Annotated in this window: 19 protein-coding genes; all 19 read right to left on the bottom strand. The window is 36.8% G+C overall.

What is annotated here, in order from left to right; translation table 11 throughout:
- Window positions 1-53: 53 nt before the first annotated feature.
- Entirely contained in the window at window positions 54-1,028 is a 975-nt protein-coding gene (locus RM549_RS08460; protein WP_311683723.1) for a hypothetical protein, read from the bottom strand.
- Complete coding sequence (locus RM549_RS08455; protein ID WP_311683721.1) at window positions 1,025-1,552, bottom strand: GNAT family N-acetyltransferase; 528 nt, start codon at window positions 1,550-1,552, stop codon at window positions 1,025-1,027. The genes RM549_RS08460 and RM549_RS08455 overlap by 4 nt, the downstream gene beginning before the upstream one ends.
- 25 nt (window positions 1,553-1,577) lie before the next feature.
- On the bottom strand, window positions 1,578-2,270 hold the full coding sequence (locus tag RM549_RS08450) for an acylneuraminate cytidylyltransferase family protein (protein WP_311683718.1): 693 nt from the start codon (window positions 2,268-2,270) through the stop codon (window positions 1,578-1,580).
- Window positions 2,257-3,180 (bottom strand): Gfo/Idh/MocA family protein, encoded by a 924-nt coding sequence (locus RM549_RS08445; RefSeq protein WP_311683716.1) that lies wholly within the window; start codon window positions 3,178-3,180, stop codon window positions 2,257-2,259. The genes RM549_RS08450 and RM549_RS08445 overlap by 14 nt, the downstream gene beginning before the upstream one ends.
- Window positions 3,177-4,073, bottom strand: a complete 897-nt coding sequence (locus RM549_RS08440) for a Gfo/Idh/MocA family oxidoreductase (RefSeq protein WP_311683714.1) — start codon at window positions 4,071-4,073, stop codon at window positions 3,177-3,179. The genes RM549_RS08445 and RM549_RS08440 overlap by 4 nt, the downstream gene beginning before the upstream one ends.
- Window positions 4,058-4,894, bottom strand: coding sequence for an aldo/keto reductase (locus RM549_RS08435; RefSeq protein ID WP_311683712.1), 837 nt, complete (start codon window positions 4,892-4,894; stop codon window positions 4,058-4,060). The genes RM549_RS08440 and RM549_RS08435 overlap by 16 nt, the downstream gene beginning before the upstream one ends.
- On the bottom strand, window positions 4,884-6,089 hold the full coding sequence (gene pseC / locus RM549_RS08430; protein WP_311683710.1) for a UDP-4-amino-4,6-dideoxy-N-acetyl-beta-L-altrosamine transaminase: 1,206 nt from the start codon (window positions 6,087-6,089) through the stop codon (window positions 4,884-4,886). The genes RM549_RS08435 and pseC overlap by 11 nt, the downstream gene beginning before the upstream one ends.
- 9 nt (window positions 6,090-6,098) lie before the next feature.
- A complete protein-coding gene (pseB, locus tag RM549_RS08425; protein ID WP_311683708.1) occupies window positions 6,099-7,115 on the bottom strand; it encodes a UDP-N-acetylglucosamine 4,6-dehydratase (inverting) in 1,017 nt (338 codons plus the stop codon).
- 143 nt (window positions 7,116-7,258) lie between these two features.
- Entirely contained in the window at window positions 7,259-8,194 is a 936-nt protein-coding gene (locus RM549_RS08420) for a glycosyltransferase family 2 protein (RefSeq protein ID WP_311683705.1), read from the bottom strand.
- Between the two features lie 103 nt (window positions 8,195-8,297).
- Complete coding sequence (locus RM549_RS08415) at window positions 8,298-9,224, bottom strand: glycosyltransferase family 2 protein (protein ID WP_311683703.1); 927 nt, start codon at window positions 9,222-9,224, stop codon at window positions 8,298-8,300.
- Between the two features lie 67 nt (window positions 9,225-9,291).
- Window positions 9,292-10,140, bottom strand: a complete 849-nt coding sequence (locus RM549_RS08410; RefSeq protein ID WP_311683701.1) for a polysaccharide pyruvyl transferase family protein — start codon at window positions 10,138-10,140, stop codon at window positions 9,292-9,294.
- A 112-nt stretch (window positions 10,141-10,252) separates the two neighbouring features.
- Entirely contained in the window at window positions 10,253-11,962 is a 1,710-nt protein-coding gene (locus RM549_RS08405) for an ABC transporter ATP-binding protein (RefSeq protein ID WP_311683698.1), read from the bottom strand.
- A 288-nt stretch (window positions 11,963-12,250) separates the two neighbouring features.
- Entirely contained in the window at window positions 12,251-13,273 is a 1,023-nt protein-coding gene (locus tag RM549_RS08400) for an NAD-dependent epimerase (RefSeq protein ID WP_311683696.1), read from the bottom strand.
- Between the two features lie 64 nt (window positions 13,274-13,337).
- Window positions 13,338-14,132: a sulfotransferase domain-containing protein gene (locus RM549_RS08395; protein WP_311683694.1), complete on the bottom strand. Its 795-nt coding sequence runs from the start codon at window positions 14,130-14,132 to the stop codon at window positions 13,338-13,340.
- Between the two features lie 11 nt (window positions 14,133-14,143).
- Window positions 14,144-15,400 (bottom strand): sulfate adenylyltransferase subunit 1, encoded by a 1,257-nt coding sequence (locus RM549_RS08390; RefSeq protein ID WP_311683692.1) that lies wholly within the window; start codon window positions 15,398-15,400, stop codon window positions 14,144-14,146.
- A 70-nt stretch (window positions 15,401-15,470) separates the two neighbouring features.
- Window positions 15,471-16,376 (bottom strand): sulfate adenylyltransferase subunit CysD, encoded by a 906-nt coding sequence (cysD, locus tag RM549_RS08385; protein ID WP_311683689.1) that lies wholly within the window; start codon window positions 16,374-16,376, stop codon window positions 15,471-15,473.
- On the bottom strand, window positions 16,373-16,972 hold the full coding sequence (gene cysC / locus RM549_RS08380; RefSeq protein ID WP_432264707.1) for an adenylyl-sulfate kinase: 600 nt from the start codon (window positions 16,970-16,972) through the stop codon (window positions 16,373-16,375). Before cysC ends, cysD begins: the two co-directional genes overlap by 4 nt.
- Before the next feature lie 20 nt (window positions 16,973-16,992).
- A complete protein-coding gene (locus tag RM549_RS08375; protein WP_311683687.1) occupies window positions 16,993-17,427 on the bottom strand; it encodes a DUF2061 domain-containing protein in 435 nt (144 codons plus the stop codon).
- 224 nt (window positions 17,428-17,651) lie between these two features.
- Window positions 17,652-19,046 carry a nucleotide sugar dehydrogenase gene (locus RM549_RS08370; protein ID WP_311683685.1) on the bottom strand — a complete coding sequence of 465 codons (1,395 nt, stop codon included), beginning with the start codon at window positions 19,044-19,046 and terminating at the stop codon, window positions 17,652-17,654.
- Window positions 19,047-19,067 lie beyond the last annotated feature (21 nt).

The raw sequence follows: 19,067 nt of genomic DNA, 5'->3' as shown, positions 1-19,067 counted from the left end.
TTTATTCCATAAAAATAGTTCTCAGTTAAGTTAACATTTGTAATGTTACTTTCCTATGCTTTGTCCCATTTCTTCTCTGTATACTCTACTACTCTTAATGCTCCTTTATAGTCTACAATATTATTTCCTCTTGCAGTACGTTCCATCCGCATGGAAAGATCTTTCATATCGATTATTGAATCTTCCAACTCCTTCGGAAAATCCTCAGAACCTAAATTTATATTATTCTTTAACACACCCAATTCGTTCCAGGTTTGTAGATTCTTGTTTTGGTTATCGACTACAGAAATACCTATTGCTGGAATGCCCAACAAAATCACCTCATTAAGGCTTTGTCCTCCATTCGTGACCACCAGGTCTGCCGATTTGTATTCCTTCAGCAAATCTGATGGATTTAAAAACCCCAACATTTTAACCCTGTCCGGAACCTGAATATCGGCATTGCCAAGTATTTTTATAGCCGCATTGTTCAAGTGAAGTGATAAAGTTGCGATCACCCTCTCGAGCACATGGCTATTTGCATGCCCTCCTAAACTAATGAGAACTGTTTCAATAGTATTTTGCAGTTTTCTTTTTTCAATGTTCCAAAATTTTTTTCTGAAAAGCACATATTCTGGTCCTGTCAGGAAATCAATTTCATTGTTACCGAAAGAAGAAAAGTCCATTTCTTTTCCATACACACTTCCAAGTACCACAACACCTTTGTTTGAAAAATTCAGCTTTGAATCAGCTATGGATAATACATAGCGAAATTCTGCAGCTATGTTGTCAAGGGTTTCCACGGGGACCTTATAAGAATCGAAAACAATAAGATCTTCTTTTAAAACCAGCGTCCTTATTTCGTCAATATTTTGCCATTCCACCTTTTTCTTTGGGTAATCCAGGTTCAATGCTTCATCTTTCCACTCCCTGATCAAAAAAACAACCTTATAACCTTTCTGCAGAAAAGCATCTGCCAGGGAGGAACACCTGCTCAAATGCCCAAAACCTACGTTCCTGGAATATTCGCTTAGAAAAAAGACTTTCATTGCTGAAGTTTTTTATCCAGAAAATCCTGTTTTTTTAACCTGAGCATAATGAAGTTTCCTTCTTCTTTAAATCTTTTAAAACCCCAACCTTCATTAGATTTTATTACTTTATCATTGGACAATTTATTCCTCACAAAGATTTCTTCCTTGTTCAATGTCAAAAACCAATATTTAAAAATCAATAACTTTACCTGAGAACCCAGCCCTTTTCCCCTATAATCGGCCTCGCCCATTATGGCTCCATACTCCGGATGGCTTTCAAAATTTTTAATGTTGAAAACTCCTACAGGTTTATCTGCAGAGAGGATAATGTCCACCCGATCAAATGCATCGTAATTCTCCAGGAAATTCAGTTGATCTTCAAGTTTCAACTTATTGTCCATTTCCATAAAAGAAAGAATTGCAGGATCGTTCCTCCATTTTACTACTGCCGGTGCATATTCCTTACTAATAAGGTTCCAGGAAAAACCTTCAGGAGCTTCCAATTCGGGCAATCTCTTAATAAATTCTTTCTTGGTTTCCATAGCAGGTATTTATTGAGCGGCGGATTTACAAAAGGCTTTTTAAAGCTGTAGCCAGTTCCAAATCTTCATAATTATCTATATCCACCGCTTTTTTCCAATCCATTTCCCAGAAAATATGATCTTTACCATAAAAGGTTTTGTCCCTTTTTAAGTCCTCAATATTGGCAATCCAGATGGCTCCCGTTGGGGAAAAAAGATCCGGCAGGTCCTGGGACCTTTTCCTGGTATCTTTCAGGATCCAGTTGGGCTGATTTTTTTCATTCAGCGTCACCGCCCACCACGGATTCATCCAAACATATTTATAACAAGATAACACGAAAGGAACCTCTTTATCTTTAAAAAATTGGTAACTCTCTTTAATATCTGAAGCATCCCGGAGAGGACATACAGCGAAAAGCTGTACTACCTCGTCAAAATATTCCCCGTTCTCTTCCAACTGCAGGATTGTTCTTAAAGTGGCTTCACTTACGGGACTGTGGTCATCTGCTGCAGTATCCCTCAAAAAAGGAACTTCAGCACCGTATCTTTTGGCTACTTCTGCAATTTCAGAAGAATCTGTGCTAACCACAATTTTCTCAAACAATCCGGATTTTTTTGCAGCTTCAATGGTCCAGGCAATCAATGGCTTGCCATTGAAATCTACAATGTTCTTTTTCGGGATCCTTTTGGAACCTCCCCTCGCCGGAATTATCGCTACTACTTTTTTATCTGTTTTCAACTTGCTCAATAATTTTTAAGACATTAATACCATCTTCTAAGGTCGCATTTAAACTTTCCTTTCCAGAAGCAAACCGGCAAAAATCTACCATCTGGTCCTGATACATCTGCGTATATGCATCATCTGGTGAAGAAAATACTTTTTCTTTTTCGCTTCCTTCATACGCTGTAAAAAAGACATCGTTGGAGCCCCACTCATATTTGCCTTTATTTGTAAATGCCTCAAAAACTTTTACATTGACCGGGGAAAAGAAATCCAATTCAAAATTTAATATTGTGTCTTTGGTTTTTGTAGTGAAAAAAGCATAATCATCTGTATCAAGTTCCAAAAAGGAAACTTTATCTACCACTCCTGATACTTGCGAAGGTTCCCCAAACCAATCCAGCGAAAGGTCAATTTCATGGCTTAGGGTCCTAATGACGCCTCCTCCGAGAGCTTTCTGCGCTGTATATTCTTTTCGGTAATCTGCATAAGGATGCCATTTTGGTAAATAAAAAGACCTTTTAAAACCAACTTTAAACGGAACTTCTTTATCAAACAGATTTTTTAGAAAATGGTTAACCGGATGGAACCTCATACAGTAAGCAATCCTTATTAAATCGCTGTAAGGGCGCAGCCTTTCCGCATTTTCCACAGAGGTATCAATAGGTTTTTCGATAAGAACCCTGATGCCTTTTTCCAGGAATGGTATGGCCGTTTCCACGTGCAACGAGGTAGGATTGGAGATAAGTACACCGTCAGGATTAAAATCCAGCGCATCATTAAGGTCATAGAATTCCTTTATTCCCTTTTCCTCTTTCAACACCCCTTTTTTGGTCCGTAATGCAGCCAGTTCTAGTCCATCTATTTTCTCTAGATGACCTAAATGCCTTCGCCCTATAGAACCCAATCCTATCAACAATATCCTCATACCCTTCCCTGTTCAATGATTTTTACCAACTCCAGCGTTTCTTCCAATTCTATTCGTTGTTCTTTGTTGATCACCTGATGCACAAATTCGTAGAGTGATCTTTTAAAAGAAGCGAACGTACTACTGAATTTCTTGGTAATGCTGCTTTCATCCCCATAAAAAGTAATGGCAAAGGGTGATTTCACTTTTCCGGTTACTTTAATATAAGCATTTAGGTTTTCCCATTGAACCAGTCCCTGGTGGATATCCCCATTCCTAATGCTCTTTACCTGCACCAATTGACCACGCTCCGGAAATTGTGCCACAATAGGTTCCAGCACATGGATTGCATAGGTATCCCAGTATTTGCCGATAGAAGCTTCAACATACTGGATGCTGCCCAATTCCTCTTTTTCTTCCTTGTTCAGTTTCAATTCTTCAGCAAAACGAATGGCAGAACAGGAGTAGATTTGAGTATCGTATGTTCGCCAGGACAACATTTCTTCCGCGTCCTCTATACTTAATGCAAATGGTTTATCAATAAAAACCGGAAGTCCGGCTTTAATAAAAGGTTCTGCCATCTGCTTATGGTTTTCAGCATCGTCGCGAGCCAATAGGATGGCATCTACCGCGCCAACCATATCTTCTAAATTATCAACAACATTCGATATTTTTGAAGCCGCAGCAATATGTTCAGAAATCTTCTTGTTTTGTGTCCAAATGTGGGTTACCTCTCCATATTTCCCAAGGCTATCCTCCGGAAAATCCTGTTTGGCAAGGTAGTCAGGGATCACAGGAAAAGGACAATCCTTCATCGCTTCGGGATTGTAACCATTAAAAATGGCGCTCCAGGAATATGGATGTCCATTTCCTTCGCTCATTCCTATTACTCCTATTCTTAACTTTTTGCCCATCTGGAGGGTATTAAAACATTGTCTGATACAGTTTCTGTGAGTTTTGGTAAAGCAGGTGCTTTTTCAATACTGTCGATATTTTGCAGTAATTGAGCTTCATTCTCTACCCCTGTAATCACCTTATCTATAAAAGGTCTTTCCAGTACAAACTTTAATAAAGCACCATTTAATAATTCTATTTCCCGAAGCTGCTTTAGAAGGGATTTTACTTCGTCAAAATATTCACTCAGTTCATTGGGATCCATAAAAAACAAACCCTGCAAAAAGGCAGATCTTGTATGGATTTCACAACCTTGCTCCTTCAATTTCTGAATTGCAGATTCAAACCTCCTGTCAAAATAATTGTATGGCACCTGCACCAAATCAGGTTTGTACCCTTTTTCCAAAAGCTTTTCCAGTTCTTCAGGTTCATTTAGAGAAAATCCGATCTTTTCTACTGTTCCTTCAGCTTTAAAGTTTTGCAACTCCTCCCACTGTTCCGGGTGGTTTAAAAGTTCAATTGGACGATGCGCTAAATATCCATATATATGATCCAAGCGCAGGTTTTCGAAACTTTTTCTAAGTTGATCTAAAACTTTTTCTCCTTCCAAAGGAGGCAAAAATTTGGACACCAACTTAAAACTGCTGATATGACTTGTCCCAAGCACTTCTTCTGCATTTCCATAAGCAGAAGCAGAATCCAGCATTTCAATGCCATTCTCCCGGGCTGAACTTAGGATTTTTTGTACTTCCTCCTTTGAAGTTTTCCCATGTTTGTTGGATATCCCATAAGATAATCCAAATTGAACTGTACCTAAACCTAACTTTTCACTAACCTTCATAAAATGAATTTACCTTTTCAATAACAAAAGATTGTTCTTCATTGGTAAGGGTTGGAAACATAGGTAAACTTATACAATGCATATAATATTCTTCGGAATTGGGCAGATCACCTTCTTTCCAGCCAAATTGCCTGTAATAAGGCATCAGGTGGCAGGGAATATAATGGATTTGGGCAAAAATGTTTTGCTCCCGCAAGAAGTTGTACAATCCCATCCTATCTTCCACTTCAATGATGTAGAGGTGGTATGCATGGCCTTCCACTACGCCAGATTGTCCTTTAATATAGCCTTTATCCTGAAAAGCTTTGTAATATTGTGAAGCCAGCTCCCGACGTCGTTCCAAACCATCATCTGCCCTTTTTAATTGACTCGAACCTAGAGCAGCCTGAAAATCGGTTATTCTATAGTTATATCCAAGATCCTGCATTTCCATATACCAGTTAGGATATGTCTCGACTCCCTTCGACATGACAGAAGATCCTGTAGCAAATTCTATTGAATTTTGATATTTTTCGTCGCCCTTCACAATTCCGTGGGTCCTTAATTGCAGTAACTTCTCATAAAGTTCCTCATCATCAGTAGTGATCATTCCGCCTTCCCCACTGGCGATATGCTTCACTGGGTGAAAAGAAAAAATGGAAAGTTCTGCAAATTTTCCATTTCCACAGATTTGCTTGTTTCCTTTGGAATCTTCAAAATATCCACCGGGCGCATGACAGGAATCTTCAATAATCCACAAACCGTGTTCATCTGCTAATTTTCTGAAAGCTTCAAGGTTGACAGCCCTTCCTGCAAAATCTACAGGAATAATCCCTTTATAGGTACCTTTAGGAGCATTTTCAAGAAGTTCGCGAACTTTATTTATGTCGAGCAAATAAGAGTCAGGATCTATATCAGCAAAAACCACTTCCCCACCGCAATACCTTACGCAGTTTGCAGAAGCAGCAAAAGTGATAGGTGTCGTAATGACTTTATCGCCTTTTTGAACATCTAACGAAAGCGCACAGAGATGAAGCGCAGCCGTGCCGTTGGAAACGGCAACTGCATATTTGCTTCCACAATATTCAGCAAAGGCTTCTTCAAATTCTGCAATTCTGGGACCTTGTGTTAGGTAATCAGACTTTAAAGTCTCGACCACGATATTTATATCTTCCTCAGTAATATCCTGCCTTCCGTATGGTATAATTTCCCTCATAATTTTTGGTTATGCTTCAAAAGTAGGATCTACATGTTCTTTAATAAGCTCCCTTAGTCTTTCTACCGATTCCCATTCGGTGTTTTCACCAGAATTATAACGGAAGCCCATTGGGACCTTTTCCGCATTAAATTCTTTTACAAAATCATCTACTTTCCAACGGTGCGTTGTAGGAACGATGGCATAATATTTACCGAGGTCATAGGTGTAAAAAGAATCGGAAGATGTAATCATTTCCTCATGGATCTTTTCCCCCGGACGAATTCCGACCACCGGCTTCTCACAATCTGGTCCAATTGCTTCTGCCACATCTGTTATTTTATAAGATGGGATCTTCGGAACAAAAATTTCACCGCCCCACGCATTTTCGAGTGCATGCATTACCATATCCACGCCCCCTTGCAACGAAATATTAAAGCGGGTCATGGTAGGATCTGTAATTGGCAAAACACCTTCTTTTCTTTTCTTCAGGAAAAATGGAATTACCGAACCATTAGAACCCATAACATTTCCATATCTAACTACAGAAAAACGAATAGGATTGGATCCCACGATATTGTTAGCAGCTACAAAAAGTTTATCTGATGCAAGCTTGGTAGCCCCATATAAATTCACAGGGGCCGCCGCTTTGTCGGTAGATAATGCCACCACACTTGTAACCCCAGAATCTGTACAGGCATTAATGATATTTTCTGCACCAAGAATGTTGGTCTTCACACATTCCATAGGATTATATTCTGCAATAGGAACATGTTTCATAGCCGCAGCGTGGATTACATAATCGACCCCGCGAAAAGCTCTTTTCACCCTTTCGTAATCCCTTACATCACCAATAAAAAAACGAAGTTGAGGGAATTTGGAGGAGGGATACTCCTGAGCCATTTCAAATTGTTTCTGTTCATCTCTTGAAAAGATCACAAGCCTTTTCACCTGTGGGGAGTGTTTTAAAATATGTGCAGTTAAAGCTTTTCCCAATGATCCTGTTCCGCCCGTAATCAGGACAGATTTACCAGATAAATCCAACATATATGAGTTTATATTTTTTAGAATTGTTAAAGATAAAAACTTTAAAGAGCCTAGCAGGGCAACAGCCTTTATTTTAATTATACTTTAACAGGAACAATAGAACAAAAATGCCACCTGATTATTCGGCTTACTTACAGAAAGAACTAATTTTCTTGTTTAGAAAGGTAATTACTAGTAAAGCTTTTTAAATAGCTATCCTTTTGCAGCAAAGAAAGAGTCAGCTGTGAATAAAAAAATATTCTCCGTTTCCAATTACTTTCGAGAAGTTTGCTTTGGGCACGAAGAATTTCTTTTAAATGATATTTTTTTTCAAAGCCATACATATTAGCCACTCCCACGTTTTCAATAAATACAGCATACATTAGCAACCTTGATTTAACCGTTCGAGAAGTGATTCTATTGTCTTCATGTTCCCGAATCACTGCTACAGGTTCTTCTAATTTCCCTGCAAAAAAGTTACCACGTCTCAAAAATCGTCTCCACAGTTCCGAATCCTGATGTAATCTAAGCCGCTCATCGAATAGTTTATCTTCGAGTAGAAATTTTTTTCTAATAGTTAAACTGTTCGTATGAAAAGAAGGATGTTGTTGTTTTACGAGAAGAGAAAACTTATAAAATTCCTTTGGTGTTGCATTTTCACCAATAATCTTTCTTGGATCCCCAATTTTCGCATTCTTTAAAGGAGCATTGTTATTTTGTCCCGATTGCACTGAAGAGTAAACAACATCAGCATTTGCATGTTTTAAAAACATCTCCTGATCTTTCTTAAAACGGTTGGGAAGATACCAGTCATTAGCATCTAAAAAAGCAACATAATCAAAGTTTGATCTTGTAATTCCCAAATTAAGATTAGCTGAGACATTTCCAATCTTTTCAATGGAAGGAGTTATTATCTTTACTTTGTCATTTTGATTTTCTATCTCTTCACATATCTCAAGAGCATCATTTTCCACCAGAAGGATTTCTCCGACTTCGTCCTGACCTAAAACTGAATTTATTGCCTCCCGAACAAAGTGGTTTTCTCGAAAGACAGGTATGATCCCTGAAACCTTAAATTTAAGTTCTATATTATTTATCATAGGTTGCTTATTGTCCCAGGAGGCACTACTAGCTTCAGGTAAGCACCTCTACTTTTTAACTCCTCAAGTTTAGAAAAATTACTCCAAAAGATGCATTAATAATTTATTTCAAATTAGCTACCACAAATTCCCTCAAAAATTTATTAGACCCTGTTTTGGCTTTAATCAAATTTAATCTAAAAAAGAATCTTCTCGCCCAATTGTTAGATTTAGTCCTGCTTTTAGTACGTGCAATATCTCGTATTGAATGTTTCTTTTCAAATCCGTATAAATTTTCTATTCCAATGTTGTCAATGAAAACCGCGTGCATTTTTAATCTCGAATTGAGAGTTCTGGATGTTATTGTGTTTTTGTCATGTCTCCTAATTATAGTTACAGGATGTAAAATTTCACCAGGCATGAATTTTCCTCTTCTTATTAATCGCTTCCACAATTCAGAATCTTCATGTAATCGAAGACGTTCATCAAATAATTTATCCTTCACCAAAAATTCCTTTTTTAATGTAATACTATTAGTGTGAAAATCCGGCCACCTCTTTTCTAAAGCATATTTATAGAACTCTTTTATACCTGCATTACCTATCTCCTCACGAATATCTGGTTTGGTCTTTTGGTTTTTATGCGTTCTTTCATGATTCTCTTCCAAAACGGAAAAAGAATAAACAGCATCTACGTCATGAGAGTTAGCAAAGGAGATTTTATCCTTTTTAAAACGTTCGGGAAGATACCAGTCATCAGCATCAAGAAAAGCTATATATGAAAAACGGGAATTCTCAATACCAAGATTTCTACTAGCTGATACACCTCTATTATCTCCTCCCGGATGTCTCAACAGTTTTATCTTCTCATATTTCGCTTCCAATTCACGACAGACTTCTAGGGCATTATCAGGAGAATTATCTTCAACAAGAATTATTTCGCCTACTTCCGGTAAATCAACTGCAGATTGCACAGCCTTAGCTACAAAAGGACCGGCATTGTAAACAGGTATAATTACTGAAACTTTAAATTCGGTAAGATCGTTCTTCATTATATTGATCGAAAATTTTAAAATTGTTCTTCACGGATTTAAAACTCTGTTCATCTATATTAAATTATCACCCGTTAATCGTTTGGTGCAAGTTTTCAAAAGCGCTTATCAAATCGCCTTTTAATTTCTCCAACTTCTTAGGATCTTGAAGAACTGTGTGAGAAATAAGTTCATCTGGCGATTCACTTCCGTTAATAATTAAAGGCTGAGGCTCAACACCAAAAACGGAATAATAGTCTTTAAATTTAAAATCATTTCCCAATAATTGGGAAAGTTTAATCCATTTATTAGGAATACCCAAAGAATCTGCACATATTAAACCATGTAAGGATGAGGATAAAATATATTCACACTTATCCATGTGAGATAATACATGAACAGGTTCGTTCCGGACATCTATAATGGTAATTTCAGAAGGATTATTTTTTTCCAGATTACTCACCGAAGGATTCTCTAAATCTGAAAAGTGCGGGACAATACCAAGCCTGAATTCTTTTTTACATCTTTCCTTAAGAAGGATCGAGGAAATTAAACCGGGATCTCCAAGAACTATTTCTTTTTGAACATCAAGGTTCTCTTTTGTAAATTCACCTCTCAATCCTAAAATTTTGGCATTAGGAAAAAAATTTTCAGTTTTCTCATTTATAGCGCCCGTTCCCAAAATATAGCCCTTAAAATTCGGTTTAATATGCTCTATTAAACTACCTGTTGAAATTAGTTGTGCTTCTTTATCAGGTTTGGAAAAAACAGGAACATATCCAAATTTTATTAATAGGCTTGGCGTGATCAAATCACCAAAATTCACCTTTTTTTTCCAATAGTAAACTCTTATTGGTTTTTTCCCTCTTAATCCTAGCCATCTAAATTTAGACGCACCAATAAATTTTTTGATTTTAGAAACTATTCGTTTTCTCATAAAAATATACTATTTTATACAATCCCTAAACTCAAGGAAAAATGGATCTAACTTGGACGACAGCATCATTTAGCCTCAAATGGTCATAATTTTAGGAAAATTTAGAATAGCTCTAAACTTCCTGCAGTTCTACTAACTTCTTAAAGTACGGTGATGACTCCATTAAAAGTTTGAAAGCTCCAACATTCGATATTTCCCCCTGACTCATAACCACAATTCTATCAGCATTTTTTATGGTAGAAATTCTATGAGCCACAATAAATATCGTATATTCCCCTTTAAGTTCATCAATGTTTTCTTGGATTGCCCTCTCGGTTTCAGAATCTAAAGCAGAGGTAGCCTCATCCAGGATCAAAATTTCAACATTCTTATATAGTTCCCGGGCAATGGAAATTCGTTGCCGCTGCCCACCACTTAAATTGGTTCCATTATTCCCAAGAATTGAATCCTCCTTATCAGATAATTCATTAACAAAATCCAAAATTGCAGCTTGTTTAACAGCTTTCCAGAACTTATCCAGGTTCTCTTCTGTTTTTTCATCCCAAAAACTTACGTTGTTAAAAATAGTATCATTAAAGATAACCGGGTCCTGGGTTATGTAGCCTGTTCTCTCCTGCAAAGTGGAAATATTCAAATCAGAACTTTTGTGCCCATTAATAAAGAAGTTCCCGTTATCTACAGGCAATAAACCTGCAATAACATTGACAAGGGTGGTTTTCCCACTCCCACTTTCGCCTACAAAGGCTGTCGTTTGCTTTTCCTTTATTTCAAGGGAAATGTTCCGCAAAACAGGCGAATCATCGTAGTAAAATGAAACATCCCGTAGTTCAAATTTCCTAATTGGACCTTCCAACTTTTCCTTGCCCCCAAATTCTTTATTGGCCTTTAACTCTTTGCCAAAATCTGTAATGTTTTCCAAAGACCCTGAAACAGAAAGGAATTTGTTCCACCTTACCTGCATTTGCATCAGATAATTCAAAGCTCTATAAAAGAAAACCAAACTTATAAGAATTGGCGCCAATGAAGACCCCAAATAAGTGGTTTGAACAAAAATAACAGCCACAACTACAGCGATTAAAATGGGTTCCCTACCAGCAGTAAGCAGAGCATCGAGCTTTCCTATTTTTTTATTGCTACGTTCAATACTTTCCACAGATTCGATCAGTTTATTACCATACCTTTTTAATGAACCTGTGGCCTTTAGGTATTTATAATTCGCAACATTTTGTATGATTAAGCCTTGAAATATATTGCTCTCACCCGTTAGTGTACGGGAAATCCCTTTGGTGTTTTTGTACAATTTCTTATATAAAAAATTGGTCAATATTCCTCCTATTGTCACCAAAATAGCAAATTGTGCATCAACACTAAAAGCGAAGATCATGTAGACAACCACAAGAATGGCATATTCCAATGCTTTAAAATAATTTGTAAAAGCTACGGAAATACGACCTACTTCCCCGGTAAGGGTGTTTTGGATCCTCCCAACATCTGAGGTTACGAAATATTTATAAGAAAGATTGTTGAGGCCTTTAATATTTGTAACCCGAAGTTTCTTGATAAACCACTGTTGAACATTTACCCGATAAACTCCTGCAAAATACTGCGCTATACCTTTTGCAAAAAAGAAAATTGTCATAAAAGACAGCACAATAAACAAGCTCATAGGTATGTTGGACTCTTCCAAAAAGTCGGTTAAGAACCGTAATTTTCCCATACTTTCCGAATCCACAGAGGAGGAGTCATCTACCATTTGCAACAATGGCAAAAACATAGTCAAACCAAAACCATCCAAAATTCCTATTAATAGATTAAAAAGCACTATTATAAAGATTCTGTAGCGAAGAAAAGAATAAAAAAAGGCAAAGCTTTCGAAATATTTCTTTATGAAGTTTTTTATCAATTATTTTTTTATTTAATGCAATTTTTAATCAAAACATTTTCATCTGGTTCAAAGATAAAGCTTCTGATTCACTAGGCTGCTTAGCTTATCTTAAAGAAATGCAAAAACTCCTCATCTCATAAGAATCATTGCTGATTAAAAATTCAAATTCGCTTTTTAAAGATATGCACTAATTGTTTATTTAAATATCAATTCCCCAGGACTTCATCACTTTTTGTAATAGCTTTTATACCATTTAACGAAATTACCAACCCCTTCAGAAACCGATGTATGGGGATTGTAGCCAAAATCTTTCTTAAGTGAGGTAACATCTGCCCATGTTCTTTCCACGTCTCCTGGTTGCATAGGTAACATATCCTTCTGCGCCTTCTTTCCAAGATGCTTCTCTATTTCCGTTATAAAATCCATTAATTTAACCGGACTGCTATTTCCTATATTGTATAATGAATATTTTGGGGTATTGCTTGTAGTCTCCAAATTAATAACCGGCATTATTCCTTCTACAATATCATCAACATAGGTAAAATCCCTCTCTAAATTTCCTTCATTAAAAACTTTAATTGGCCGTCCATTATCTATGGCATCTGTAAAAAGAAACATAGCCATATCTGGCCGACCCCACGGACCATAGACAGTAAAAAATCTTAGACCAATTGTTTCAAAATCATACAAATGACTATAAGTATAAGCCATCAGCTCATTAGATTTTTTTGTAGCTGCATACAGACTTATCGGCTCATCGACCTGATCCCCTGTTGAAAAAGGCACTTTCTTGTTTTGACCATAAACACTGGAACTACTGGCAAAAACAAGCCGCTTAACATGATATTGTCTACAACATTCTAGTAAGTTAGCAAAACCAACAATATTACTGTCAATATAAGCATTGGGATTTTCAATACTGTACCTCACCCCTGCCTGCGCTGCCAGATTACATACAATATCAAATTCTTCAGTATGAAACAACAACGGAAGCTCTTGCCGGTCTTGTAAATCTAAATTAGTAAATTTGAAATTTTCATAAGTAGCACTTTGTACAGTCGCACTATATTTTTCAGAATGCTCCTTTATTACCCCTAATTCTTTTAACCTGTCATACTTCAGGTTTGGATCATAATAATCATTTAAATTATCTAAACCAACTACATAGTAGCCATCAAGAAGTAATCGTTTTACAAGATGAAAACCAATAAAACCTGCCGCACCAGTAATTAGTATTTTCTTTTTCATATATAATAACTTTTTTGTAAAATCACGTATTTACAAGGGCAAAATACTGCTTATCCTATTTCTGTTAAAATTTATAGCCATAAAAAGTCCGTATTGGCCAGGTTGAAATATCCACCAATCCTTTTTGATAACCGTTCAAGTCTTTTCTCCAGCTTTTATTTACTTTTATTGCTTTGCTGTAATTCAACCTACCCTTTGCTCCATACACTATATGGTTTTCCAGAAAATCTTCACCTTGGGAAACACCCATTTTTTGAAGAAAGTCATTTATTTTTTCTGGAAGTTCGGTTTCAAAAGAATCATAGGTCAAATTTAAATTTCTTTCTTTCTCTTTGACCTTTTCCATCCAGTAATTATGGTAAATCCATTCAAAACTATCATACAAGGCCATTAACGTATATTTGTTGGCCAACTGAGGTTTAGGATGCCTGCCAGCTTTAATTCTCCTCATCCGGTTATTCATTCTAGAGAGGATTACTCCTTTTGGATTACGTTTTAAATGAATGGTATAAAAGTTAGATCTAAATATTTTTTTGAAATTCTTAATATAGTCAAGATTTTTAGACGAATCTACAATTATAGTTGCTCCAGTTAACTCTTGAATTTTGTCAAAAATATATTCCAGATCAATATTTTCCCTTCTTATCCCCGGAAGGATTTTGCTCCACACGGGGCATTCTTGATATGATTTGCCACAACTACAAAGGGAAGGTCTATCTGTAAGATATTTCTCTATTCCTTTATCAATCTCCCCGGCATAAAAAATTTTTTCACCACAATAACTGGCGTATGTTCCCAGAAAAGTAGTTCCACTCCTGGCATACCCCATAATAGAAATCAACTTAATATTTTTATCCATTTTAAATCTTATTATATGACCATTCCCGCCGCTACAGTCTCATTGGTGTTTTCATCAATTAAGATAAGACTTCCGGTATTTCGGTTGTCCCTGTATGAATCGAGCATCAATCTGCGGGTGGCTCTTATCTTAACACGAGCAATATCATTCATGTTCAAACCTTTGTCTTCGCTGTCACGCTCAAAAAGGTTTATGTCCATTTTATAAACCACTTCTTTAATTATAGCACGTTCTTCTTTTGAAGTGTGTAGAATTCTATATTTCGCCCTTGGTTTTGCTGAATCGTTATTCAACCAACATAGCATTACATCAAATTCCTGCTGCATTTCGGGTTGGTTATTTTTCTTAACAATCATATCCCCCCGGCTGACATCTATATCATCCTCTAAAGTCATTGAAATGGACATAGGGGCATAAGCTTCCAGAAGCTCCTGTTCCCCGGCATTAATGGATTTTATCTTTGAAACAAATCCTGAAGGCAATACCGCTATTTCATCCGCTACTCGATATATTCCACTGGCAATCCTTCCTGTATACCCCCTATAGTCGCGGAATTCTTCACTTTGAGGACGGAGTACAGTTTGAACAGGAAAACGACCATCAATTTTATTGATATCACTGCTAATATGGAGGGTTTCTAAGATGCTCAATAATGTTCCTCCCTGGTACCAATCTGTTTTCTCTGAACGATTTACCACATTGTCTCCAAGTAAAGCACTAATAGGAATAAATCGCACATCTTTCATTATTAATTTTGATGCAAATTCTTCGAATTGGCTCATGATTTCATTAAAACGTTCTTCAGAAAAATCCACCAGATCCATTTTGTTTATGCAAACAATAAGATGTGGTATATTTAACAAAGAAGCTATAAAAGAATGCCTTTTGGTTTGCTCTATAACCCCATGGCGGGCATCAATGAGAATAACTGCAGCATTTGCAGTAGAAGCCCCTGTAACCATATTTCGGGTGTACTGGATATGTCCTGGAGTATCTGCTATAATGAATTTTCTCTTAGGTGTTGTGAAATAGCGGTAAGCTACGTCAATGGTAATTCCCTGCTCTCTTTCATCTCTCAAACCATCTGTGAACAAGGCAAGATCTACACCTTCATGGCCTTTTTTGGCACTTGTTTTCGTTATGGACTCCAGTTGATCTTCGAAAATTGATTTTGAATCATACAAAAGTCTTCCTATAAGTGTACTCTTACCATCATCCACACTTCCGGCAGTGGTAAACCGTAATAGCTGATTGTTGTTTATTTCCATGTTAATTCAAATTCTGGTTTTCATTCTCCATCCTTTTAATTCTTTTTAAAAAGCTAAATTTTCAATGGAATTAAAAGTATCCTTGTTTCTTCCTATCTTCCATTGCCGTCTCTGACCTCTTATCATCTGAACGATCACCACGCTCTGTTCTTCTCATTGTAGAAACTTCCTGAGCCACTTTTTCTATGCTGTCAGCTTCAGATTCTATCCCCCCTGTTATTGTTATATCACCCAATGTCCTGAACCTTATTTTCTTGGTAACAACCTGTTCCCCTTCTTCCAGTTTAAGGAATTCAGAAACAGGGATCCACGAGTTACTCCTCCAAACTACTCCCCTTTCATGTGCAAGATATAAAGAAGGAATGTTTATATTCTCCCTTTTTATGTAATTCCATACATCCATTTCGGTCCAATTACTGATTGGAAAAGCCCTAAAATGTTCTCCTTCAAAATGTTCTCCATTAAGTAAATTCCATAATTCCGGACGTTGGTTTTTTGGATCCCACTGACCAAAATCATCACGATGTGAAAAGAATCTTTCTTTTGCCCTGGCTTTTTCTTCATCTCTTCTACCCCCACCTATGGCACAATCTATCTTATTCTCCTCAATGGCATCCAAGAGGGTAGTGATTTGCAAAGCATTCCGGGTTGCATTTTTTCCTTTTTCTTCGGAAACTCGTCCTTTATTGATCGAATCCTGAACAGAGCCTACAATAAGTTTCACTCCTAATGATTCTACCAGGTCATCTCTAAACTTTATGGTTTCTGGAAAATTATGTCCGGTATCCACATGCATTAATGCAAAGGGGATTTTGGAAGGATAAAAAGCTCTTTTTGCTAAATGTGTGACAAGAATGGAATCTTTTCCTCCCGAAAAAAGAATTACCGGATTCTCAAATTGAGCCCAAACCTCCCTTAAAACATAAATGGCTTCAGATTCTAATTCGTCTAAATAATTCAAATAATACTTGCTCATTGTACTGAAATTTTCAGTTTGTCTTGTAAATGTAAAACTATCCTTTTTATTGCGTCTTCCAAATTTTCTTCTTCGGTATTGATTTTTAATTCAGGATCAATTGGGTTTTCATAAGGTGCATCAATGCCTGTAAAATTTTTAATCTCTCCCGACCTGGCCTTTTTATATAATCCTTTTACATCACGACGTTCACATTCCTCAAGCGAAGTATTTACAAATACTTCTACAAAATTTTCCACTCCCACAATTTCTTTCAATCTATCCCTATCTTTTTTTAAAGGAGAAATAAAAGAAGCAATTACCACCGTACCAGCCTTTATAAAAAGTTTGGCAACCTCGGCTATTCTACGTAAATTCTCTTCCCTCTCCTCAGGAGAAAATCCTAGATCTCTGTTAAGGCCAGATCGTATATTATCACCATCTAAAGAAAAAGTTTTAATTCCTTTTTCAAACAATTTCTTTTCCACCTGGTTAGCAAGTGTGGATTTACCGGATCCTGAAAGCCCAGTAAACCACACCACCAAAGAATTATGCCCATTCTGTTTATTACGCTCTTCTTTATCGATATAAAAATTATGGGGAGTTATATTTTTCATAATGCAAAATTGATTAAATATTATGTGCTTGTTCCTTCTTTTCTTCTTTTGTCTAATCCAAAGTCCAGTTGATACCACATTCGTTCATGAAGATAATATAAAATCATTTTTGTTACTACTTCTGCTCCACCAACCTGTAGACCAACCATTGCATTTCCAGAAATAAACCAAGCTAACAACATAGTATCAATCGTGCCCACAACTCTCCATGTCACTGTTTTTGAAATATGTCTCCTTTTACTATCTCCATTTTCGGTAATTCCAGCTCTTATTTTAAACCACACTCTCTCGTGCAAATAATAAAGTAGCATTTTTGTTACCACTTCAGCTAAACCAATCTTGATTCCGGTATAGGGATTTCCGGAAATTAACCACGATAGCAAAATAGTGTCGAGAGTGCCTATAATTCTCCAGGTAATAGATTTAGCGATATGTCGCTTGTAAGATTTACCCAAAAGTGGAAGACGAGAGAGAATTATAATTGTTCTTTTCCAGAATGTTTTTCATGAACGCAAAATTTTTAAACAAAAATGTTTAATCCTACAGCAATGCTTACTTATAATCTCCTAATAATTGTTTCGTGGTATTTTCTGAACTTAAGAAAATGTTTAGGAGGAAAATAACATCTAGCCTAAAAAGACAGAACGTCTTTTAAATTTCTGCCTCAAAAGTAATTTGATCAGCTTCCAATTGCATAAAACTCAAATCCAATATCTTCCTTTGTTTTTCTATTCAATAATCTTCTCCCGTCAAACAAGAATGCCGGTTTTAGCATATTTTCGTAAACTTCTTTCCAATCCAGCTCTTTAAATTCATCCCATTCTGTTAAAACAGCAATTGCATGAGCATCCTTACAGGCTTCTTCTGCACTTGTCACCACTTTTACCCTTTCGCGAATTTCTTCATTGCTATGGGTGCATAAATATTCCAAATCGGCATAGACCTGTTCCGAATTTACTTTAGGGTCATAAACCACAACCTCTGCCTGCTCATTTAACAAATAATCGGTAACATAAATAGCCGCTGATTCCCTTGTGTCATTTGTGTCTTTTTTAAAGGCCCATCCCAAAATGGCAATTTTCTTCCCGGAAACGGTATTATAGAGAGTTTTTACAATATTGGCAGCAAATCTTCTTTTTTGGTGGTCGTTCATAATAATTACCTGTTCCCAGTAATCAGCCACTTCATTTAACCCAAAAGTCTTAGCTATGTAAACAAGGTTCAGAATATCCTTCTGAAAGCATGATCCCCCAAACCCCACAGAAGCTTTTAAGAATTTTGGACCTACCCTGCTGTCCATTCCTACCGCTTTTGCAACTTCGTTGACATCAGCGCCAGTTTTTTCACAAAGTTCAGACATCGCGTTAATACTGGAAACCCGCTGTGCAAGAAAGGCGTTGGCAGTAAGCTTAGATAATTCCGAAGACCATACATTTGTGGTTAAAATATTTTCTTTAGGCACCCAGGATGCATAAATATTAACTAAAGCCTCCATAGCCTCTTTCCCTTCCGGAGTATCTATGTCACCACCTATCAGCACCCTATCCGGCTTTTTCAAATCCTCTACGGCAGTTCCTTCAGCAAGAAATTCCGGATTAGAAAGGATCTGGAATTTCACACCATTTCCTGTATTATCGAGTATATCTTTTAATGCAGCAGCTGTACGTACAGGAAGTGTCGATTTTTCAACAATAATTTTATCATTCTTAGCTACTTCAGCGATTTGTCGGGCACATAGCTCTATCCACTTTAAATCAGCTGCCATTCCTTTTCCTATTCCGTAAGTCTTGGTTGGTGTATTTACCGAAATAAAAATCATATCGGCCTTATCAATAGCAGCATTCACATCTGTTGAAAAGAAAAGATTTCTATCCCTTGCTTCCTTAACGATATCAGAAAGACCCGGTTCATAAATTGGAATATTCTCCACGTCTGGATCATTCCAGGCAGCTATTCTTTTCTCATTAATATCAACCACAGTAACATCCACACTAGGACATTTTTGAGCGATTACGGCCATTGTTGGCCCTCCTACGTAACCTGCACCGATGCAGCATATATTCTTAATCTTCATATTTCGTTAGTTCGTGAATTC

The organism is Autumnicola patrickiae, assembly GCF_031846525.1.
GTDB classification, from domain to species: Bacteria; Bacteroidota; Bacteroidia; order Flavobacteriales; family Flavobacteriaceae; genus Autumnicola; species Autumnicola patrickiae.
The sequence above is the reverse complement of the archived record's forward strand: the minus strand, read 5'-3'. Positions and strand labels throughout refer to the sequence as shown.